This is a genomic window from Novosphingobium sp. NFX11, assembly GCF_057376415.1.
This window is the reverse complement of record NZ_CP080385.1, coordinates 1,352,961-1,371,837: the sequence shown is the minus strand read 5'-3', so window position 1 is coordinate 1,371,837 and position 18,877 is coordinate 1,352,961. Positions and strand designations below refer to the sequence as shown.

Below are 18,877 nucleotides of genomic sequence, written 5' to 3'. Positions count from 1 at the left end.
TGCAGGTTCGACTCAATTTCCCATGCTTTTCAATCGAACCGATTCGCGAATCGGATTTTGATTAGGGATTCTTGTATAGGTTTGCGCTCCGAGATCATCGGTCCAAACGGCTCCGAGATCATCGCTGTTACGCACTGAGATCATCGCTGGGCACCGAGATCATCGGTAGCGGGGGAAAACGGCGATCTCAGGACGACAGAAATGCAGATCGGATGGCGCGACAGAGTCATTTCACGGCTCCGGATTCGCTAACGGCACCGAGATCATCGGTCATTCGACTCGTGCATGTGTCTCGTGCGACTCGGAATGGGGCAAAAAGCACGGAGATCATCGGTGGTTTTGTAACACTGGTGGACGGGTCGTTGCTCGAAACTTCCAACGGGGGTAGGGTTGGGCCTCAAACTCACAAGACGGGTATCTATGGCGACGACCCCTGCTCCTTCTGAAATCAGCGGTGACGAACTGCTGGAAGATAGCCTTGGCCTGCTTCATCGCAAGGCTCTCACTATTCTCAAGCGTATCCGCGACGGCGCGCTCGATCCGGAGACGGGGCACAAGGTCGGCCCTTCCTTCCCGATCTCCAAGGCAGCCTCGCTGGTCGGCCGCACTGCGTCCGCCATTCGGGAGGCCGAACGCGATGGACGCCTGCCCGAACGAGACCGCACGGCTTCGGGACACCGCGTGCAATATACGCTGGAGGAACTCGATCACATGCGGGCCGTCTTCGGCACGCGGCCGTGGCGTGCACCGGGCGATACCCCGGCCATCCTCTCGGTGTCGAATTTCAAGGGCGGCGTCGGCAAGTCCACCCTCGCTTTGCACATGGCGCAGCACTTCGCGATCCGCGGCTACCGCGTCCTGTTCATCGACTGCGACAGCCAAGCCAGCTCGACCATGATGTTCGGCTATCGTCCCGACGTGGACCTGGGAGAGGATGACACTCTCTATGGGCACTTCCATAATCCGGAATTGCTGGGCGTCCGCTCGATCATTCGCAAGACGCACTTCTTCGGGCTCGACCTGATCCCGGCCAATCTGAAGCTCTATAATCTGGAGTACGAGATCGCCGGCTACCTGGCCCAGAACCAGAGCTTCGACGTCATCGACATCATTGCCCAGGCCATCGACGAAGTCGTCGACGATTACGACATCGTCGTGATGGACCCGCCGCCGGCGCTCGGCATGGTATCGATGGCGGTGCTCCAGGCTGCCAATGCAATGGTCATTCCGGCGCCGCCGAGCGTCATCGACTTCGCATCGACCGTCTCGTTCATCGACATGGCCCGCACCACCATGAAGCAGCTGGAGCAACTGGGCGGGCGAGTGCGCCCTGCGTACAATTTCATCCGTCTGGTCGCTAGCCGCGTGGATGACAGCAAGTCCATGCACCGCGAGATCCTGGGTATGATGCGGCAGGTATTCGGCGGTTCGATGATCAACTCCGTGCTCAAGGTCAGCGCGGAGATCGACAACGCCAGCTCGCGCATGAAGACGGTCTTCGAACTCGATCGCCCGGTCACGTCGCATGAGGTGCACAACCGCTGCGTTCGCTTCCTCAACGATGTCTGCCACGACATCGAACAGGACGTTCTGCGAACCTGGGCGAGCCGGGCTGGTCGGATAGATTGAGCAGTTGCCACGTGGCAACGAATAAGAAACTCGCCTGAATTCAAGGTGATGTGAGTTTCGATCCGGTTGTTGTCTGCATCCGGATCGAGAGTAAAAACGGGAATGTGTGTCGGTGTTGCCACGTGGCAACCGGCACTGGAACAGGCGCTGCGGCGGACGGGAAGTGACTATGGCAAAGGGCAATCGCGGATTTGGGAGCAGCCTCACCGATGGGCTTGATGACGCGGATCTGGACAACTCGGCGCCGTCGGAAAGCATCATGGCCAGCCGGAGCCAGACCCTCGCACGGCTGGCTTCGGGCAAGGTCGTCACTGACCGGACCGAGTGGGTGGACCCGGCACGGTGTCGCCCCTGGCGTCTTCACAACCGTGATCTCGATCACCTCGACGAGGAGAGCTGCCGCGACCTGATCGATGCATTCCTCTCGGCGAAGAAGCAGCGCATCCCGGCGATCGTCCGCAGGCTGACGAACGACCCTGACTACGACTACGAGATCATCGCCGGCGTGCGTCGCTGGTGGACGGTCCAGTGGCTGCGGGCGCACCACCATCCCGAGTACGAATATCTTGTCACCATCCAGCATGTGTCGGACGAAGAGGCGTTCCGCGTCTCCGACATCGAGAACCGGTCGCGCAAGGACATCTCCGACTGGGAGCGCGCCAACGAATATCTTCGCGCGCTCGACGAGTTCTATGACGGTTCGCAGAGCGAGATGGCCGAGCATCTCAAGATTTCCCGCTCGTGGCTCAGCCGCCTGCTCGACGTGGCGCGACTGCCTGCAGAGATCGTCGAGATCTTCGCCGATACCCATGACCTGACGGTACGCGTGGCGCGCGATATCAAACCACTGACCGGCGATCCGCGCGCACTGGCGCTGATGATCGAAGAGGGCAGGGGCGTGCGCGAAGATCGCGCGGACCTTGGCGTGAAGCTGTCGGGTCCGGAAGTGGCGAAGCGGCTGATTGCGGCGACCGTCGCAAAGACCAAGACGGGCGGCGGCGAACTGGTGGTCAAGGCCGCGAACGGCAAACCGATGCTCCGTTACGCCCGTTCGGCACGCAGCGGACTGACCCTGAAGATCGTTCCGCGCTCCGGCGCATCGACCGATGAACTGATGACCGCGATTCGTGGGCTCATCGAAGGCTGACATATATTCGGGGCCGATGCGCATTGTGTTGGCCCCGAATTTTCGATTTTTGCCCTCAGGGCCTCGTAGGGCGCCGCGGCGACATTTATGACCTGCAGGTTGTCTCCAGATCGTTATGGCGCTGAAAGGCCCATTTCCGGGGAGGTCAAAAACCGGGCAATCCGGTTAAATTGACGCCATTTTGCCGTGGGAAGGTTCTCAGGCGCCGGTCGATCAGGTGGAGCCGTCATCCTGTCGCGCGTCATCGCGACGTGCCAGAAGGCGGTCGATGGCTTCCATCGATGACTCGTAGTCGGCGAGAACCGATGTCGAGAATGCGGGTGCCTCTGGCCTCGGGGATTGTACTGATGCTCGTTGCATGGTTCGCATTTCCAGCAGGTGCGAACCCGAGATCGTCGTCCGGCTGATCGCGCCCAAGGCTTCCCAACTTTCGATCATTCCCGCGACGCCGAGGCGCGACGCGCCAAGTATCGTCTCGATCTGCCGTGAACGTAGCGGTCCGAAGCCGGCCAGCAATTCCATCAGCAAGGGTGCTCTCGAATTGCCGCGACGGCCCGGTGCCGGAGCATGGGCGAAGCGGGCGAGAGCATCGGCGTTCTGCATCATCGTCAGCATCGGGCCGACCGCGCTCTGCATAGCGTCGGCGAAGATGAGCCGCCGCTGCAGGACGTCCGCTTCACTTATGGCGTTGGCTCGGGCGAGGCCGGAAAGGGGAGGGCAGTGCGCAAGTTCCGCTGCTCGAACAGGCGCCGCGAGAAGACCAGGTCGATCGCCCAGAGTGGCGCCTTGAGGGAGGGGGCTCGATCTTGAATTGCCGCAGTGGCGTGGCAAGGCGAGAAGGTGCTCGCTCCGGCGGCGCGAAGTCGATGTTGCCGGCAATCGCGGCATGCAACGCTGCCATGTCGGCAAGGGGGAGGTCTTCGCTGTCGGCAGGGTGCCGATCACCAGGCGCGCGGCTTCGAAAATGCGATTGGCTTCCGCGTTCGCGTTCTCGTCGTGGCCCTCCAGTGGCGCGAGCAGGGCGGTCTTCAGCTGGCCTGCTGCGGCGGCGAGCGCCGTATCGCCCCAGTTGGCAAGCTCGGTCAGGATCGCGTTGCACAAGGCGCGGGCGGGGCGGGCGCTTCTCGGGCTGTCTTCGGAGAGCGTGGTCAGCCCTGCGAACCAGGCGTGAAAGCGCATTTCCGTAAAGGCATGCCCCTCCTGCCGAAGCGCCGCGATCAGCGTGTGGCGCAAGGCCTGCCCGGCAAAGACCCGCAGGGTTGCTTCAGGGCAATACGACAAGGCGCCGCACATATGGCCGAACGCCATGAGAGCGTCAGCTTCAAGGGGGCTGCCGGGGCATCCTCAGGAGCGGAATTCATGCTTGAACTACTCGATAAAATCGCGGTTTTTACGCGAATTTTCGAGCATATAGGTAGCTAAATATGATTAGCTATGCAATCGCTCGGATGCATAACCCGTTCAGCCCCAGTGCGCGTTCAACTTGCGCCAGGTATCCGCCTCCGTGGCAGCGAGATCCTCGAACGTCGATGGTGCCTGCGCCGGCCATGCGTTGCGGGGCCAATGGAGGTGCGGGTCCGGGTGGATCGTCGTGGCCGGCTGGATCTGGGCGAGGAAATTGGCGGATGGCGCTCCGCGCCACGCTTCCATTGCGGCGATGTCGATCGTGGCGAGGGTGATCTCGGGCGCACCCTCGACAGGCTCGGCGATGGAGGCGCCCTTGTAATCGAAGATGATCGACGGGGGTGTGTCGGCCGGTCCGGCGATGTTGGCGGTGGCAAGATAGACCATGTTCTCGAAGGCGCGCACGGATCGAACGTGGAGTGCGCCCGGTCGCTGCAGATAGTCGAGGTGCGGCGCCGCTGCTATGGGGTTGAGTACCACTTGGGTGCCTTTGAGTGCCAGTGAACGGCACACTTCCGGCCAGTGCAATTCGGCCCCGATCACCGCGCCGAGACGGCCGATCGGTGTGTCGATCACGGGGTGGAATGCGTCCTTGCCGAAGACTTCCACGAACCGCTCGTACACATCGATCGGGCTGGTGCGCAGCGATAGCGAATAGCCCTTGCGGTGGACGAGGGCGATGCCGTCGTCAGGACCGACGATGACGCAGGAAAGGAAGTGGCGACCCGGAAAGGCGTCGTGGCGTTCGGGCACCTGGACGGCGATCCATGCGCCGGTGCGGCGGGAGGCTTCGGCGATGCGCTCGATCTCGCGGCCGGGGAGCGCGAAGGCGGCGTCGTGCCAGGCCTCGGGGGAAACCATGGCATAGCCGGTGAGGCCGAACTGCGGGAACACGACCAGCCGTGCCCCGTGATCGCCGACCGCCCGCTCGGTCAGGGCGATGGTCTGCGCGATGTTGTGGTCGATCGCGGCGCGGTCCACGGCGCCATTCGCGAACACGCACTGCGGCGCCGAGGCGCACGTGGCGAGGACATAAGGCGGGGGCGGGGCGTGGCGCATCTTGATCTCCCTCTGTCGGTTTGGAGTGTTCGATAGCGCGATTCTCCGCCGCTCATTCTTGGGGAGGCGCCGTTTACCCACCTGCCGGAGACATTGGCTCGCGTAGTGTGGCGCCATGCGGTGCGGGTATGGCTCATTGCAATCTACTGATTGGAGCCGCGCCGCGCTCCCCGTCATCATCGGCGTTTCAGCACAGGGGATCATGGATGAGCGTCAGGGATCGGGCCGAAAGCAGTTCCGAAAAGGGCAGCCGCCGGGTGGGCAGGATCGTCGGCGGCGTGGTGGCGGCAGTGGCGCTCGTCGCGGCGGGTACGCTGGGCACTATGCGGCTTGGCTGGTGGAACCCCAGCTATGAGGCTGTCGCGGCCGAGCAGGCGACCGGGCCGTCGAAGTTCGAGATGGTCGGCGACGTCAAGCTGCATGTCCGCGACGAAGGGCAGGGGCCGGTCATCCTGATGCTGCACAGTTCCATGTCGAACCTGCGGATCTGGGACGGCTGGGCCGACCAGCTCAAGGGCTCCTACCGCGTCATCCGTTTCGACTGGCCGCCTTATGGGCTCTCCGTCGATCCGCGTGCCTCGCAGGGGATGCCGAGCGTCGTGGAACTGATCGAGCGTTTCGTGAAGCAGAAGGGCCTTGGCAAGTTCGTCATCGTCGCCAGCTCCAGCGGGGCGACGATCGCGACGATGTACACGGCGCGCCATCCCGAGCAGGTCCGCGCGCTGGCGGTATCCACCCTGCCGCTCAAGGCGCCCCTCCGACCGAGACTTCGGCTCTCGTATCATCGGTCCTGTGGGTGCACACGAACCTCGTGCCCAACTACATGCCCGAGTTCTTCTACCGCCATTCGCTGGCCGAACTCTACGGGCGTCCGGAGCGGCTGAAGCCCGAGACGGTCCATTGGTACTACATGACCAACAACATCCCCGGCGGTTTCGCGCGGGTGAAGACCTATTACGAGGCGAACACCAAGGCGGTGTGGAAGTCCGGTGCGGGCGATGCGGCGGCGGCCGTGAAGGTGCCGGTGCTGCTGCAGTGGGGCGACCGAGACATCGTCATCCCCAAGGACCGGGCCGACGACGCGCGGGTGATGTTCGCCAATGCGCCGATGAAGATCATCCACTATCCCGACGTCGGCCACTACCCGATGATCGAACTGCCCGAGCAGACCGGGCGCGACCTCAAGGCATGGATCGACGCACTTCCGGCGACACCCGCCACAGGGAAATAAGCGCGGAGGATTGTCCGCAGAGCGGGGAGGAAGCGTTAAATTCTGGACCCGGGGGCAGCTCCGGGTTCCCCTTCCTCTTTCCGTCATAAGGCTTGAGGTGGGATCATGGATCTTCGTCAGTTGCGGCACTTCATTGCGGTTGCGGAGCTGGGCAATTTTTCCCGGGCGGCAGAGCGGGTCTTCCTGACGCAGCCCGCGCTTACCCGCAGCATCAAGACCCTCGAGGACGAGATCGATGCGCGGCTGTTCGACCGCCGTTCCAGCGGGGTGGAACTGACGGCGGCGGGCACCGCGCTGCTCGAGCATGCGCGGCTCATGGTCAACGAGCAGGAGCGGGCGCAGCAGCGCATCGCCCTTGCCAAGCGCGGGCTGGGCGAGGAACTGGTGGCCGCGATCTGCCCCTTGCAGGCACAGATGGGTTTGCGCGCCGTCGTGGCGGAATTCACGCGCGAGCATCCCGACGTATCGCTGCGGATCGTCGAGGGGCATGTTGACGAGACCGTTCCCGCCCTGATGGACCGCAAGGTCGATCTCGTCTTCACCACCGTTCCGGCGACTACGATGCAGGAGAAGTTGGCCTATGAGCGGATCCGCAGTTCGTCCTGCTCGATCTACGCCGCGCCCGGGCACCCGCTTGCGCACCGTAGCGGTATCACGCCCGCCGAGCTGACACGCTGGGCATGGGCGATGCTGGACCAGAAGCACTGGCTGGCAGCCACTCGCAACTACTTCGCGGTCGGCAACGCCGGGATGCCGGCCGCCGGGGTCAGGACCAGCTCGGTTTCGTTCATGAAGTCGCTGGTACTGGAGGAAGGCATGCTGGGCATGTTGCCCGATGCGCTGATGGAGGGCACCGGCGCGGTCGCGCTGAATGTCGAGCGGATGCCGCGCCCTCTGCGCGCGGGACTGCTGTTCCGGGCGGATGCCGAGATCAAGCGTTCGGCGGAACTCTTCGCCGAAAAGCTGCGCGCCCATGTCGGGCGACCGGACGTGGAGGAAAGCCGGGCGATCCCGCATGTTCCGGTTGCGGTTCTGGTGGAAAAGCGTCCTCACGCGAATTGATCGAAAACACTTCGTCATTGCGAGCGAAGCGAAGCAACCCAGGGCAGTTTAACGCCGCCCTGGGTTGCTTCGCTTCGCTCGCAATGACGAGGTTGGAGTAGGGAAAAGCCCCGACTTTAACCGCCGGGGCTGCAATTTCCTTCAGGTCGGTTCGCCCGTGGGATCGACCGCAGGGTCAAGCGCGGGTGCTGCCGTCGTTTCCGCCAGCGCCAGTTCCCCGGCGTCGAGGCGGTAGAAGCACATCGTGATGAAGGCACCGGCCATCGCCAGCGCCGGGATCACGGACTCGCACATCATGATCGCCCATTCGGCGTCGGCACCCTGCGCGCCCGAGCCACCGCTGGCCGAGGACACGTAGCCCATCGCCGACAGGAATGCGCCCAGCGCGGCCAGCGAGGCGGCGGAGGAAAGCTTGTCCAGCAGCGTGGTGATGCCCGCGAACGCGCCCTCCCGACGCTCGCCGCTGCGGACGAAGTCATAGCGTACCGCGTCGGAAAGTAGGGCATAGGCGCACAGGATCATGCCGCCGCCCGCGAAGCCGCCGACGAGGGCACGGGCGCCGATGCCGAGGGTGCTCTCGCCCGGCCCGGCAAGCAGCCACGTCAGGTGGTTGGCGCCGTAGACGGCAAGCGCGATCATGTAGCACGCCTTGCGCCCGAGATGGCGCGACCCGAACACCCAGGCCGGCATCGACAGCACCATCGCGACCGTCGAAAGCATGAAATAGGTGCCCAGCGTGGCATCGCCGACCTTCAGCACGACGCGGGTGAAGTAGGCGAGGGTGGCCGACCCGATCACGGTGCCGAATAGCAGGAAGACATGCGCGATCGCGAGGATCTGGAACGGCTTGTTGGCCCAGACCACCACCAGTTGCCGCCACAGTTCGAAGCGGCCGCGCGGCTTGCGGGCGGCCTCGGCACTCGGCGCCGTGCGGGGGCGTCGCGTAGCAGGCGCACGGCGGCGGTGGTCGCGACGAAGACGATCGCGCCGACCAGCACCGCGAGGATGAGGTGGCTCTGGCGGCCCGGCCCGATCATGCCCAGCAGCCATGTCGGCAGCGTCGATCCGAGCAGGGTGCCGACCGCGTTGCCGTAAGTGCGCCATGCCATGAGCCGGGCGCGCTCGTCGGGGTCGGTGGAACTTTCGACGACCATGGCGAAGCCGGGGATCGTCATCAGGGTATAGCCGGATGCGTGGATGATCAGCGCCAGCGTCACGAAAGCCTCGGTCAGCAGCACCGATCCCACGTCGGGCGCGCCGAACAGCATGACGACGCCCAGCGGCATCGCCAGTCCGCCCGCGAAGAGGAATGGCAGGCGGCGGCCCCACTTGGACTGGAAGCGATCGCTCCACGCGCCGACGGTGGGGTCGAGAAAGCCGTCGTAGATTTTCACGAGGGCGAAGATGAGCCCCGCGGTCCCGGCGGAGATCGCCAGACTGTCCGTCATGAACCGCAGGCCGAGGACGGTCACGACGTTCTGTCCCGCCGCATGGGCGAGGGGGATCAGCAGCGACCCTATCCTGATCGACCATGCTCTGGAACTTGCGGCGCCTGCATGGGCCGCCCTACCTGATCCTGTTGCCACGCGGTTCTCCGTACTCGTGCTTGAAAAGCAGAACACGGGGGCTCGGGGCGATGGCCTAATGCCGTTTGGTGATATGGCCGCAGGGTGGATTTGCCGCCCCTTCGCCGTCATCCCCGCCTGCGCGGGGATGACAACGTGTTCTCGTTCTAGAATTCGCTCAACAGACGGCCCAGGCCCCGCAGCTTGTCCGAAATCCCGCAGGCGCGCAGGGCGTGCCAGTAGGTCGCGGTGTTGATGGCGATCACCGGCTTGCCGAGCGTCACTTCGTACTCGGCGGCGAGATCGACCATGGAGAGGTTGGTGCCCACCTGCACGATGGCATCGACGTCGTCTCCGTCGAGCTGCGCGATGACTTCGCGCAGCGTTTCGGGCGTGACTTTGGCAATGTCGGTCCAGCGGCGGCATTGCAGCGCCCGGTCTCGCCTGACGGCAAAGCCGGATTCTTCAAGGAAACGGCGGACCTCGGCGTTCGCCACCGGGTAGTAGGGCGAGACGAAGCTCACCGCCTTCGCGCCCACGGCGGTCAGGGCGGCGGCGACGGCCTCCGCCCCGGTGGTTGCGCCCACCCCGGCTTCCGCCTCGATCCGGGCCTTGAAGCGGCGAGAGCCGTCCACGCCTCCGTAGAAGGTCACCGCCGACATGCCGAGCACCAGATAGTCCGGGCGGCAGGTCATCACCGAGCGCACGGCGTCCAGCGTGTTCTCGGCAATGGCGGTGGTTCCGGCGATGAAGTCCTCGTTCGAGAGCGCCACCGGGTCCTCGACGTGTATGCGTGAGAGATGGTTGGTGACGCCGGGCGGGCGCATGCGCTCCATGTCGGGTTGCACGACGGTGTTGGTCGAGGGTGCGATCACCCCCAGCAGCTTGCGCCAGCCCAGAACGTCAGTCACGAGCGCTGGCCTCAGCGCCGCATCAGGCGGATGGGGAGGGCGTCGGTGACCCCGGCGTCGAGCCGCGCGAGGGCCTTGGCATTCGCCTTGCCGCTGGCGAAGGCGTCGAGGAACAGCCCCGCCACTGCATTCGCGTGGCTGAGGCCGTCAAGCTGCATCGGTCCGGGCTGGCTGAAATTGCAGATGGCGCCGCCGAAATAGTGATTCACGCCCTCCAGCACGAGGCCGTAGCGGTGCCCGCCCGGCTTGGCGGCGTCGAACGCGGCGAGGTGCGCGCGCCATCCTTCCGCATCGCTCGGCGTCATGCCGGGTAGCAGGTCGATGGTGCCGGTCTGGATCAGCGCGGGCACGGCGAGGGCGCCGTACCCTTCCGCCGTCATCATCACCGGGATCGTCGGCGGAGGCGAGAACGCCACCACGCTCGTCGCGAGCCTCGGCATGAGCGGGCCTTCCATCCCTTCGGGTATGACGCCCGCCGCGCCGCCGAGAACGGTGGCGATCAGGCCGCCGTAGCTGTGCCCCATGGCGATGAACGGCGTGTCGCCGATATGCGCGATGAGGGTGCGCATGTCCTCGATGCGGCAGCGCCAGCTGGCAAGGCCCTTGTACTCGGCCGTGTGCGGGTGCTGCGCGGAATCGACGTGGAGCGGCGCGAGCACGCGGTAGCCCGAGGCCAGCAGCGGCTGGAGGATGCGATCGTAGAACCACGGCGCGGACAGGGCGCCGTGCGAGAACAGGATCGTCCCGCGCTTGCCGCTAGTGCCCGCCCACTCGCTGACCGAGATGGTGCGTCCGCCCGGACCGGCAAGGTCGAAAGTGCGGCGTTCCGGCATCGGTGCCGCGACGACGCTGCGCGATGCACCGCCCGCACAGGCGGCGGTGGCGCCGAGCAGGGCGCTTGCAAGAAGGGTACGGCGGGAAAGGGAGGTCGACATGCGCATCGTTCCGGTAGGTCAGAGATCGGAATGACCTCGATCATGCGGGCATGCAATGCGCTTGGCGTGCCGGACACAACCGTCCGAGGAAGGCATGTCCGCTCTGTGGAGTTGATCGCTGCAAGATTGCTTCTGCAGGGGGCATGAGTCCGCCGCATCATCCTATGCGTTCTTCGCCGCAAACGCGCCGATTGCGGGGATTCTAACCGTCATGCGGAGATATGCGTCCGGCTGCTGAGGCCATGCATGGAGGCGCACATAGGCTTTGCGCAGATTCCAGGGGAACGCGCATGCCGATAGAAATCAACGGTCTCATCAATCACAACATGGCCTCCGAACTGTCGCCGGTGCCGGTGTCGCACTACGACATCGACGCCATCGTGAAGCTGGCCAAAGTGCAGGAGGCGGCGGGCTACGACCGCGTGCTGATCGCCAATGCCGCGACGATGCCGGACAACTTCACCACCGCCGCCTATGTCGGCGCCGTCACCGAACGTCTGGGCGTCATGCTGGCCCATCGCCCTGGCTTCATCGCGCCGACCATGGCCGCGCGGATGCTGGCGACGCTCGACCGGCTCCTCGGCGGGCGGCTGGGCGTCCACGTCATCACCGGTGCCAGCGACATCGAGATGCAGTGCGACGGGGACTTCCACACCAAGGAGGAACGCTACGACCGCAGCCTCGAATATATCGACATCCTGCGCCGCATCTGGGCGAGCGAGACCCCGGTGGACCACGACGGCAAGTGGTATCGTTTCAACGGCGGCTATGCCGAGATCAAGCCGCTGAACGGCACGATTCCGGTGTTCTTCGGCGGCATGTCGCCGATGGCGATCGCCACCGGCGCGGCCTGCGCCGACGTCTTCGCCACGCTCAGCGATACCGTGGCGGGCATGACCGAGGTGGTGCAGAAAGTCACCGCCGCTGCGCAGCCGCTGGGCCGCAAGCCCGACTTCCTCGTTTCGCTGCGCCTCGTCGTGGGGGAAAGTGAAGACAAGGCGTGGGCGCAGGCGGCGGACCTCAAGAGCCGCATCGCCGCGCTCGAGAGCAAGGCGGAGAAGAACAAGGTCGCCGCCAGCGCCGCCGGATCTGCGCGCACGGCCGAACTCGCCGGCAAGGGCGAACGGCTGGAGAAGTGCTTCTGGAACGGCATCAACGAAATCCGCGGCGCGCACAGCAACAGCGGCACCCTTGTCGGCGATCCCGACCAGCTCGTCGACGCGATCATGGATTACTGGGACGCGGGCGTGCACAAGTTCATCCTGCGCGGCTACGACCCGATCGGGGACGCGGAGATCATCGGTCGCGACATCATTCCCGCCCTGCGCCGCAAGGTGGCCGAGCGGGAAGCCGCGATGGAGGTGCGGTGATGGCCTTCGAAGTCGTCGGCCTCCACTTCTTCGCGGATCTGTCCGAGGCCCATCCGGTGCGCGGGGTCTACGACCCGCAGTTTCTGCGCGATTATGCCGTCGCGCACGAGGAGGCGGGCTTCGACCGCGTCCTTGTCGGGCAGACGGCGACGTGGCCCGATCCGCTCTCGACCGCCGCGCACATCGCGGCGGTGACGAAGACGCTGAAATTCATGGTCGCACATCGCCCCGGCTTCATCGCGCCGACCATGGCCGCGCGCATGTTCGCGACGCTCGACCGGGCGAGTGGCGGGCGTGCGGGCGTCCACATCATCACCGGCGCCAGCGACGTCGAGACTCAGGCGGACGGCGACTACCTGACCAAGGAGCAACGCTACCACCGCAGCCGCGAATACGTGGAGATCCTGCGCCGCATGTGGTCGAGCGAGGTTCCCTTCGATCACGCGGGCGAGTGGTATCGCTTCAACGGCGCCTTCGCGCTGGTGAAGCCGGTGCAGGAGCAGATCCCGGTGTTCTGGGCAGGGAACTCCGATGCGGCGGTGCAGATGGGCGCGCAAGTCTGCGACGTCTATGCGATCGGCCCGGCGACGCTTGCCGATACCCGGGCGACGATCGCGCGCTTCAAGCAGGAAGCGGCGCTGCACGGACGCAATCCAGACGTGTCGATGTCGATGCGGGTCATCGTCGCCGATACCGAGGACGCGGCATGGGAGAAGGCGGAGCGCTTGCTCGGCACGGTCATGGATCATCTGGCGAGCGGCAGGCAGATCGGCCGCGACAAGGGCGACAACGATCCCGGCACCCTGGCGTTGAAGCGGCAGGCGGCGATGGGTGATCGGCTGGACGAACGCCTGTGGACCGGCATGACCCGCGCCACCGAGGGACGGCTCCATGCAACCGCGCTGGTCGGCACGCCGGACCAGGTCGCGGCGGCGCTGGAGCAGTATCACGCCATCGGCGTCAACCGGTTCCTGCTGAACGGCTTCTACACGATCGAGGACGTGCGCCTGTTCGGCGAGGGGCTGGTCCCGGTCCTGCGCAAGCGCATCGGCGCAGCGGGTTGAGGTGTGGGCTGGCGCTGCGCTGCCGGCCCATGCCCATCACTATTCGTCAAGATAAAGTTTTATTTATACCTGATAAGATTTGAATAATACTCGCCTAGCGGACATTAAATCACAAATTGTTGTCGAGAAATCGACATGACTTAGCTTGGAGTTCTCTCAGGCGCATATCGATAAAATCAAACACATCAAGGGGAAGTTGGTAATGATGAGGACTCTTTCATCTTCTGTTGGTATTGCAGTAATCGCCATGATGTTCTGCAGTACGTCGGCACTGGCGCAAGTCGCCGCCGATGAAGACGTCTCTTCCAATGCGATCATCGTGACGGCCAAGAGCCGCAAGGAAACGCTGCAGGAAGTTCCGCTCGCCATTACCGCCCTCACCAGCGACGATCTTGCCAGCGCGCAGATCCGCGACGTGCGCGATCTTCAGAAGGTGACGCCGAACCTCAGTCTTTTCGCGGGCTCGGGTCGCAACGATCCTTCCGCCTATTCGCTGCGCGGTCTTGCGCCCAATACTTCGGACGAACGCTATCAGGGCATCTCGGTGTTCATCGACGGCGTCGCGCTGTCGGGCCAGCTCGCCTCGCTCGACCTTGAGAACCTGCAGCGCGTCGAAGTCATCAAGGGGCCGCAGAGCGCCAACTTCGGCCGCGCCACGTACAGCGGCGCGATCAACTACGTCACCGTCGATCCTTCGGGCGACGAGGTCACCGGCTTCGTCAAGGCGCGCGGCAGCCTGATGAATTCCGCGCCGGAGGCCAGCTACTACTTCGGCGGCACGGTCACCGCGCCGTTGGTGAAGGACGCACTCTGGGCCTCGGTCGCGGGTTCGGTGTTCCAGAACGGCGCCATCGCCAAGTCGCGCGACGGCGGGGCGCCGATCGGACGCGAGCGCACGCAGGCGGTGTCCGGCACGCTCTACTTCAAGCCCGACGACACGTTCTCGATCAAGCTGCGCGGGATGTACCAGCATGATCGGGACTCGGTGGCCGCACAAGTCGTCGAGCAGCCGCGCGAATGGGTGCAGTCGGGCATCGCCACCGCACCCTTCGCACGCGGCAGCGGGTCGATCTTCCCCAAGTACCTGCCCGATCCCGACATCGACAACATCGGCACCAGCGGCGCGGACGGCTATGCGCGCGACCGCTACTTCGCCAGCGCCGTCGTCACCAAGATGTTCGGCGACTACGAACTGAGCTATCGCGGCGGCTACGTGAATGAATCGCGCACCGCCGACGCGCCGAACGCCCCGCGCGCCAGCGGCGTGGGCCAGGACAAGGTCTTCGGCGAGGCGCTTGCCAACAACGAAGTGACCCTGCGCGCCGCCTCGCTCGGCACCTTCCCGTCCTACGAGAAGTTCACCAATACCAGCCACCAGCTGATGCTGCTTTCGCCCGGCGACAAGCCGCTGCGCTGGCGCGTGGGCGCCTACTACTTCTGGGAGCGCGACGACACCGGCTTCACGTCCTTCGCCACCACGGCCAACCCGGCGGGCCGCACCCGCGACGACCGGCTGGAGAACCGCGCGATCTTCGGCGGTCTCGACTGGGACTTTACCCAGCAGCTGACGCTCAGCCTCGAAGGCCGCTATGCGCGTGAGCGGATCTTCGCGCCGAGCTGCCCGACTTGCGCCTTCTATCCGACCACGAGCGACTATTCGCAGGTGTCGAAGGACTTCTCGCCCCGCGTGACCGTCAGCTACAAGGCGACGCCGCAGAACATGCTTTATGCGCTGTTCTCCAAGGGCGTGAAGAGTGCGCGCGCCGGTTACGTGACGGTGGGCGGTGTCACCCAGCCGGTCTATGCCGACCCGGAAAAGCTCTACAACTACGAGATCGGCAGCAAGAACAGCTTCTTCGGCGGCGCGCTGACGCTGAACCTTGCGGCTTTCTATGACGAGGTGAAGGACCAGCAGCTGGTCAGCACGCTGGAGCGCACCGTATCCGGCCAGACCGTAACCGTTTCGGCGGTGGGCAACGTCGGTTCCTCGCGCATCGTCGGCTTCGAGGCAGAGAGCAACTGGCGCGTGACCCCGCAGCTGACGCTGCGCGGCTCGGTCGGCTATGCCAAGCAGGAGTTCACCAATCCGGACCCGATCCTGATCAGCTCCGGCTCGACGGCGGGCTTCCCGGTGACGACGAACGGTTCGGTGGTGCTCGACGGGCTGACCCAGGCCAACGTGCCTTACTGGAACGGCTTCGTCGGCGGCGAGTACCAGCTTCCCGAAGTCGGCGGCTTCCTGCCCTCGCTGCGCGTCGACGGCAGCTATCGCGGGAGCTACTTCGCCACGTTGTCGAACACCGTGAAGGTGCGTTCGGCCTGGACGGTCGACGCGCGGCTCAACCTGACCAGCGACATGGTTGATCTGGCGCTGTTCGGGCGCAACATCCTCAACAACCAGCGCGCGACCGGTTCGGGCCTCGCGGGTGCGACCGCGAGCTGCATGTTCATCGAGCGCGACACCGCGACGTATGGCACGAACCAGCAGTGCCTCTACGCCTCGGCGCCGCGTCCGCCGGAATTCGGCATGGAAGCAACGCTGCGCTTCTGATCTGATCCTGGAGGGGAGGGAAAGGCCGAGCGAGCAATCGCCCGGCCTTTTTCGTGCCGAATCCCAGGGTGGGAGCACAAAGTCCGCAGCAGTGCCACGCCGTCACCCTGAACTTGTTTCAGGGTCCATCGGGCAGTTGGTGCCGGAGTGCAGAACAGCAAATGGCACCGGCGGTTTACTGGTCCCGACGCACCGTTTGCGGCGCAATGGACCCTGAAACAAGTTCAGGGTGACGAGGTGTTGGGGCGCGAGGTAGCCGCAAAAAATCCTCCCTGTCGCGAAGCGATGGGGAGGTGGCAGCCCGTTAGGGCTGACGGAGGGGGCCTGCTTATCCCCTCCACCACCGCCTGCGGCGGCGGTCCCCCTCCCGAGACAAGCTCGGGGAGGATTTTGCTTACGCCTTCCAGCTATCCAGGATCTCACCACCCGTCGCGAACCACACGTCGGCACGCGCCGCCAGCGTTTCCAGCAGCGTTTCCAGCGAACCGATACGGTAGGGCAGGGCCATGATGTAAGGCGTCAGCTGCAGTGGCAACATGCGCCCGCCACCTTCGCGCGCCGCTTCCGCCGTCAGCCAGTCGGCAGCATCGAGCATCTGCTCCACGTAGCTGTCGGCCGAGTGCTGCTGCACCGTGATGATCTGACGATCCGACAACTCGTGGTTGAGCGGAATGTTGACCAGTTCACCCGCCTCGGTGGTCATGACGTAGGGCAGTTCGTCGTTCACCCAGTCGCAGCAGTAGGCGACGCCCGCCTCGGCGAGCAGGCGCGGAGTTGCGAAGCTCTGCGAACGCGCAATCGAGTGCCAGCCGCGCGGGCGGGTGCCGGTCGCCTTCTCCAGCGCATCGAGCGACTTGGCGATCAGCGCGCGCTCCTCGTCCTCAGGCAGGCCCGAGGCGATGGTGCCGTTCATGTCGGTCGAGTGCGCGATGATCTCGTGCCCGGCCGCAACCACGTCCGCCACCAGTGAGGGGTAGCGCTCGGCAATCGCGGCGTTGGTGGCGAAGGACGCCTTCACGCCGGCCTTGGCGAAGGCATCGAGCAGGCGGTAGACGCCTACGCGCGAACCGTACTCGCGCGAGGTGTAGTGGCGATAATCCGGGTAGGCCGTCTGCATGTGCCCGGGCGCGCGGAACGGCTTGTCATTCGGCGTGATCGGGAACCACTCGAGGCTGACGACCGGCCACACCGCCAGCGTCTTGCCCTCGGGCCATGCCACGGGCGGACGCTCGCGCATCGGCGACCAGGTGTAGAGATCGTGGTCGTAGCCTTCGCGGCGGCGCGGATATTCGAGGTAGGCGGGGTCGAGGCTCATGCGGCGTCTCCCACATTGGAAATCCAGTGATCTGCAATGTCGCCCGAGCGGGTGATCCACGCGCGGTCGTCTGCGGCGATGTGGCGCAGCACTTCCTCGAAGGGGCCGATGCGGTGCGGTTGGCCGATCAGGTACGAGTGCAGCGGAATGCACATGACCGTGCCCGAAGGCTCGGCGGCAAGGCGCTCGTACTGGCGGATGAGCGTGTCGGCGTATTCGCGCGGGCTCATGTTGTAGACGAAGAAGCCGTAGTGGTCGTTGACTTCGAGGCTGTAGGGCATCGAGATCAGGCGGCCGCTGGCGGTATTCACCGGCATCGGCTGGTCGTCGTGGTAGAGATCGCAGGTATAAGTCAGGCCGTACTCGGCGATCAGGTCCAGCGTGCGCGGCGTGTGGGTGAGGGCGGGGGCGAGCCAGCCCTTGATCGTCTGCCCCGTAGCGTCGCGCACGGTGCGGATCGAGTCCTCGATGATCGCGCGCTCCTGCGCCTCGTCCATGCCGTAGGAATAGCGAGTGTTGTAGATACCGTGGCTGAAGAACTCCCAGCCGCGCTGGCTGGCGTCCTCGACCACGCGCGGGTGGTGCTGGCACAGCGCCACCGAGAGAGAGACCGAGCCCGGGAAGCCGTGCTTGGTCATCACGTCGGCCATGCGCCAGTGGCTGACGCGGTTGGCGTGGTCGCGGTGGGAATAGCCGACGACGTCCGGATGCGGCTTGGCCCACGACTTGCGGTGCGGGTTGGCCGGCGGATCAAGCTCGTAGAATTCGAGGTTGGGGAGATCCAGACCGCCACCTTCTTGCCGCCCGGCCAGGCGAAGGGCTTGCGCCCGCGATAGGGGACGTAGTCGTAGAGGCCCGGATCGCCCGTACGTTCGGATCTGCCCTCGCGCATCAGCGGGCCTCCAGCCAGTCGATGACGGTCTGCACCGGCTCGACGTCGGCATACTTGAGCTGCAGGTCGGTCAGGTTGGCGAAGTGATAGCTCTCGTGCTTGTCCGCGCAAGTCTCGATCGGGACGATGGTGCGGTAGCCGCGGCTGAGCGAGATCCACCGCCGTCGCGCGGATGCAGCCCGAGGTGGAGCCGCCGGTGATCACCACGGTATCGACCTTGTGCCAGATCAGCAGGCTCTGCAGCGGCGTCTCGAAAAAGGCCGAAGGCATGCGCTTCGTATAGATCATGTCTGCCGGGTCGATGGCGCAGCGGTCGTCGAAGGCGTGGCGGCGGCTCTCGTACTTGATGTTCTGGAGCGAGTCCGGCGTGTTGGTGCGGGTGCCCCAGACGCCGGCGTCGCTGGCATCCTCGGCATAGGCCACGTGGGTCCAGATCACCGGCATTCCCTTCGCGCGGGCGAGGGCGGAGATCGTGTTGGTGTACTCGATCTGGCGCGGGTCGGTTTCGTAGGCGGTCTTGAACTCGTCGATCCGGGTATAGGCGTTCTGGAAGTCGACGTTGACGATCGCCAGCTTCTCGCCGAAGCCGAACTTGGTGCGGGCGGGGTTGGCCATCACCTGCTCGAAGAGTTCGCGCGCGGTCTTGTCCTCGCGGATCATGCGCGTGCCGACGATCTCACTCATTCTCGTGCTCCATTACCTGGCTACATGGCCCCACGGGGAGAGGTGCGCCCGATCGGGT

General features: G+C 65.0%; 15 protein-coding genes and 2 pseudogenes. 8 read left to right on the top strand and 9 right to left on the bottom strand.

The genetic code is table 11. The features are described 5' to 3' along the window. The first annotated feature begins 420 nt into the window (after positions 1 to 420). Both KZO24_RS24150 and KZO24_RS24145 read left to right on the top strand, forming a co-directional pair. Positions 421 to 1,629, top strand: a complete 1,209-nt coding sequence (locus KZO24_RS24150; protein WP_271184114.1) for an AAA family ATPase — start codon at positions 421 to 423, stop codon at positions 1,627 to 1,629. Positions 1,630 to 1,798: 169 nt separating this feature from the next. Then, positions 1,799 to 2,776, top strand: a complete 978-nt coding sequence (locus KZO24_RS24145) for a ParB/RepB/Spo0J family partition protein (protein ID WP_271184113.1) — start codon at positions 1,799 to 1,801, stop codon at positions 2,774 to 2,776. Between the two features lie 213 nt (positions 2,777 to 2,989). On the opposite strand, the gene KZO24_RS24140 is transcribed toward KZO24_RS24145, so the two are convergent. Next, a complete protein-coding gene (locus KZO24_RS24140) occupies positions 2,990 to 4,084 on the bottom strand; it encodes a hypothetical protein (protein ID WP_486487348.1) in 1,095 nt (364 codons plus the stop codon). A gap of 153 nt (positions 4,085 to 4,237) precedes the next feature. Beyond that, complete coding sequence (locus KZO24_RS24135; protein WP_271184111.1) at positions 4,238 to 5,239, bottom strand: nitrilase-related carbon-nitrogen hydrolase; 1,002 nt, start codon at positions 5,237 to 5,239, stop codon at positions 4,238 to 4,240. 206 nt (positions 5,240 to 5,445) lie between these two features. Here KZO24_RS24135 and KZO24_RS24130 point away from each other — a divergent pair, with 206 nt between their 5' ends. The 3 genes from KZO24_RS24130 (at position 5,446) to KZO24_RS24120 (ending at position 7,532) form a co-directional block, all read left to right on the top strand. Then, positions 5,446 to 6,123: an alpha/beta fold hydrolase gene (locus KZO24_RS24130; RefSeq protein WP_486487347.1), complete on the top strand. Its 678-nt coding sequence runs from the start codon at positions 5,446 to 5,448 to the stop codon at positions 6,121 to 6,123. Continuing rightward, positions 6,063 to 6,470, top strand: a complete 408-nt coding sequence (locus KZO24_RS24125) for an alpha/beta fold hydrolase (RefSeq protein WP_486487346.1) — start codon at positions 6,063 to 6,065, stop codon at positions 6,468 to 6,470. The genes KZO24_RS24130 and KZO24_RS24125 overlap by 61 nt, the downstream gene beginning before the upstream one ends. A 105-nt stretch (positions 6,471 to 6,575) precedes the next feature. After that, on the top strand, positions 6,576 to 7,532 hold the full coding sequence (locus tag KZO24_RS24120) for a LysR family transcriptional regulator (protein ID WP_051586947.1): 957 nt from the start codon (positions 6,576 to 6,578) through the stop codon (positions 7,530 to 7,532). Positions 7,533 to 7,673: 141 nt separating this feature from the next. Here the strand turns inward: KZO24_RS24120 and KZO24_RS24115 are convergent, their stop codons facing one another. The 4 genes from KZO24_RS24115 to KZO24_RS24100 form a co-directional block, all read right to left on the bottom strand. Continuing rightward, entirely contained in the window at positions 7,674 to 8,399 is a 726-nt protein-coding gene (locus KZO24_RS24115; RefSeq protein WP_486487345.1) for an MFS transporter, read from the bottom strand. Then, positions 8,327 to 9,118 (bottom strand): MFS transporter, encoded by a 792-nt coding sequence (locus KZO24_RS24110; RefSeq protein ID WP_486487344.1) that lies wholly within the window; start codon positions 9,116 to 9,118, stop codon positions 8,327 to 8,329. Before KZO24_RS24110 ends, KZO24_RS24115 begins: the two co-directional genes overlap by 73 nt. Positions 9,119 to 9,264: 146 nt before the next feature. Next, on the bottom strand, positions 9,265 to 10,008 hold the full coding sequence (locus KZO24_RS24105) for a maleate cis-trans isomerase family protein (protein WP_271184108.1): 744 nt from the start codon (positions 10,006 to 10,008) through the stop codon (positions 9,265 to 9,267). Positions 10,009 to 10,019: 11 nt separating this feature from the next. Next, positions 10,020 to 10,943: an alpha/beta fold hydrolase gene (locus KZO24_RS24100; protein WP_271184107.1), complete on the bottom strand. Its 924-nt coding sequence runs from the start codon at positions 10,941 to 10,943 to the stop codon at positions 10,020 to 10,022. Between the two features lie 290 nt (positions 10,944 to 11,233). Between KZO24_RS24100 and KZO24_RS24095 the strand changes: the two genes are divergently transcribed. The 3 genes from KZO24_RS24095 to KZO24_RS24085 all read left to right on the top strand — a co-directional run bounded on the left by KZO24_RS24095 (position 11,234) and on the right by KZO24_RS24085 (position 15,928). Then, the gene (locus tag KZO24_RS24095; RefSeq protein WP_486487343.1) at positions 11,234 to 12,313 is read left to right on the top strand and encodes an LLM class flavin-dependent oxidoreductase; all 1,080 of its coding nucleotides are present in this window, start codon (positions 11,234 to 11,236) and stop codon (positions 12,311 to 12,313) included. Then, entirely contained in the window at positions 12,313 to 13,377 is a 1,065-nt protein-coding gene (locus tag KZO24_RS24090) for an LLM class flavin-dependent oxidoreductase (protein ID WP_486487342.1), read from the top strand. The genes KZO24_RS24095 and KZO24_RS24090 overlap by 1 nt, the downstream gene beginning before the upstream one ends. A gap of 247 nt (positions 13,378 to 13,624) precedes the next feature. Beyond that, entirely contained in the window at positions 13,625 to 15,928 is a 2,304-nt protein-coding gene (locus tag KZO24_RS24085) for a TonB-dependent receptor (RefSeq protein ID WP_430098739.1), read from the top strand. Between the two features lie 394 nt (positions 15,929 to 16,322). Here KZO24_RS24085 and KZO24_RS24080 read toward each other — a convergent pair whose 3' ends face one another. The 3 genes and pseudogenes from KZO24_RS24080 to KZO24_RS24070 form a co-directional block, all read right to left on the bottom strand. Further along, a complete protein-coding gene (locus KZO24_RS24080; protein ID WP_271184104.1) occupies positions 16,323 to 17,243 on the bottom strand; it encodes a polysaccharide deacetylase family protein in 921 nt (306 codons plus the stop codon). After that, positions 17,240 to 18,135, bottom strand: a pseudogene (locus KZO24_RS24075) (polysaccharide deacetylase family protein). The gene KZO24_RS24080 and the pseudogene KZO24_RS24075 overlap by 4 nt, the downstream one beginning before the upstream one ends. Continuing rightward, a pseudogene (locus KZO24_RS24070) lies at positions 18,135 to 18,795 on the bottom strand (isochorismatase family protein). Before KZO24_RS24070 ends, KZO24_RS24075 begins: the two co-directional pseudogenes overlap by 1 nt. Positions 18,796 to 18,877 lie beyond the last annotated feature (82 nt).

Bases quoted from the DNA above. Each gene is read 5' to 3' on its own strand.
- KZO24_RS24150 (WP_271184114.1), top strand. From the start codon at position 421: ATGGCGACGACCCCTGCTCCTTCTGAAATCAGCGGTGACGAACTGCTG.
- KZO24_RS24145 (WP_271184113.1), top strand. From the start codon at position 1,799: ATGGCAAAGGGCAATCGCGGATTTGGGAGCAGCCTCACCGATGGGCTT.
- KZO24_RS24140 (WP_486487348.1), bottom strand. From the start codon at position 4,084: ATGGCGTTCGGCCATATGTGCGGCGCCTTGTCGTATTGCCCTGAAGCA.
- KZO24_RS24135 (WP_271184111.1), bottom strand. From the start codon at position 5,239: ATGCGCCACGCCCCGCCCCCGCCTTATGTCCTCGCCACGTGCGCCTCG.
- KZO24_RS24130 (WP_486487347.1), top strand. From the start codon at position 5,446: ATGAGCGTCAGGGATCGGGCCGAAAGCAGTTCCGAAAAGGGCAGCCGC.
- KZO24_RS24125 (WP_486487346.1), top strand. From the start codon at position 6,063: ATGCCCGAGTTCTTCTACCGCCATTCGCTGGCCGAACTCTACGGGCGT.
- KZO24_RS24120 (WP_051586947.1), top strand. From the start codon at position 6,576: ATGGATCTTCGTCAGTTGCGGCACTTCATTGCGGTTGCGGAGCTGGGC.
- KZO24_RS24100 (WP_271184107.1), bottom strand. From the start codon at position 10,943: ATGTCGACCTCCCTTTCCCGCCGTACCCTTCTTGCAAGCGCCCTGCTC.
- KZO24_RS24095 (WP_486487343.1), top strand. From the start codon at position 11,234: ATGCCGATAGAAATCAACGGTCTCATCAATCACAACATGGCCTCCGAA.
- KZO24_RS24090 (WP_486487342.1), top strand. From the start codon at position 12,313: ATGGCCTTCGAAGTCGTCGGCCTCCACTTCTTCGCGGATCTGTCCGAG.
- KZO24_RS24085 (WP_430098739.1), top strand. From the start codon at position 13,625: ATGATGTTCTGCAGTACGTCGGCACTGGCGCAAGTCGCCGCCGATGAA.
- KZO24_RS24080 (WP_271184104.1), bottom strand. From the start codon at position 17,243: ATGAGCCTCGACCCCGCCTACCTCGAATATCCGCGCCGCCGCGAAGGC.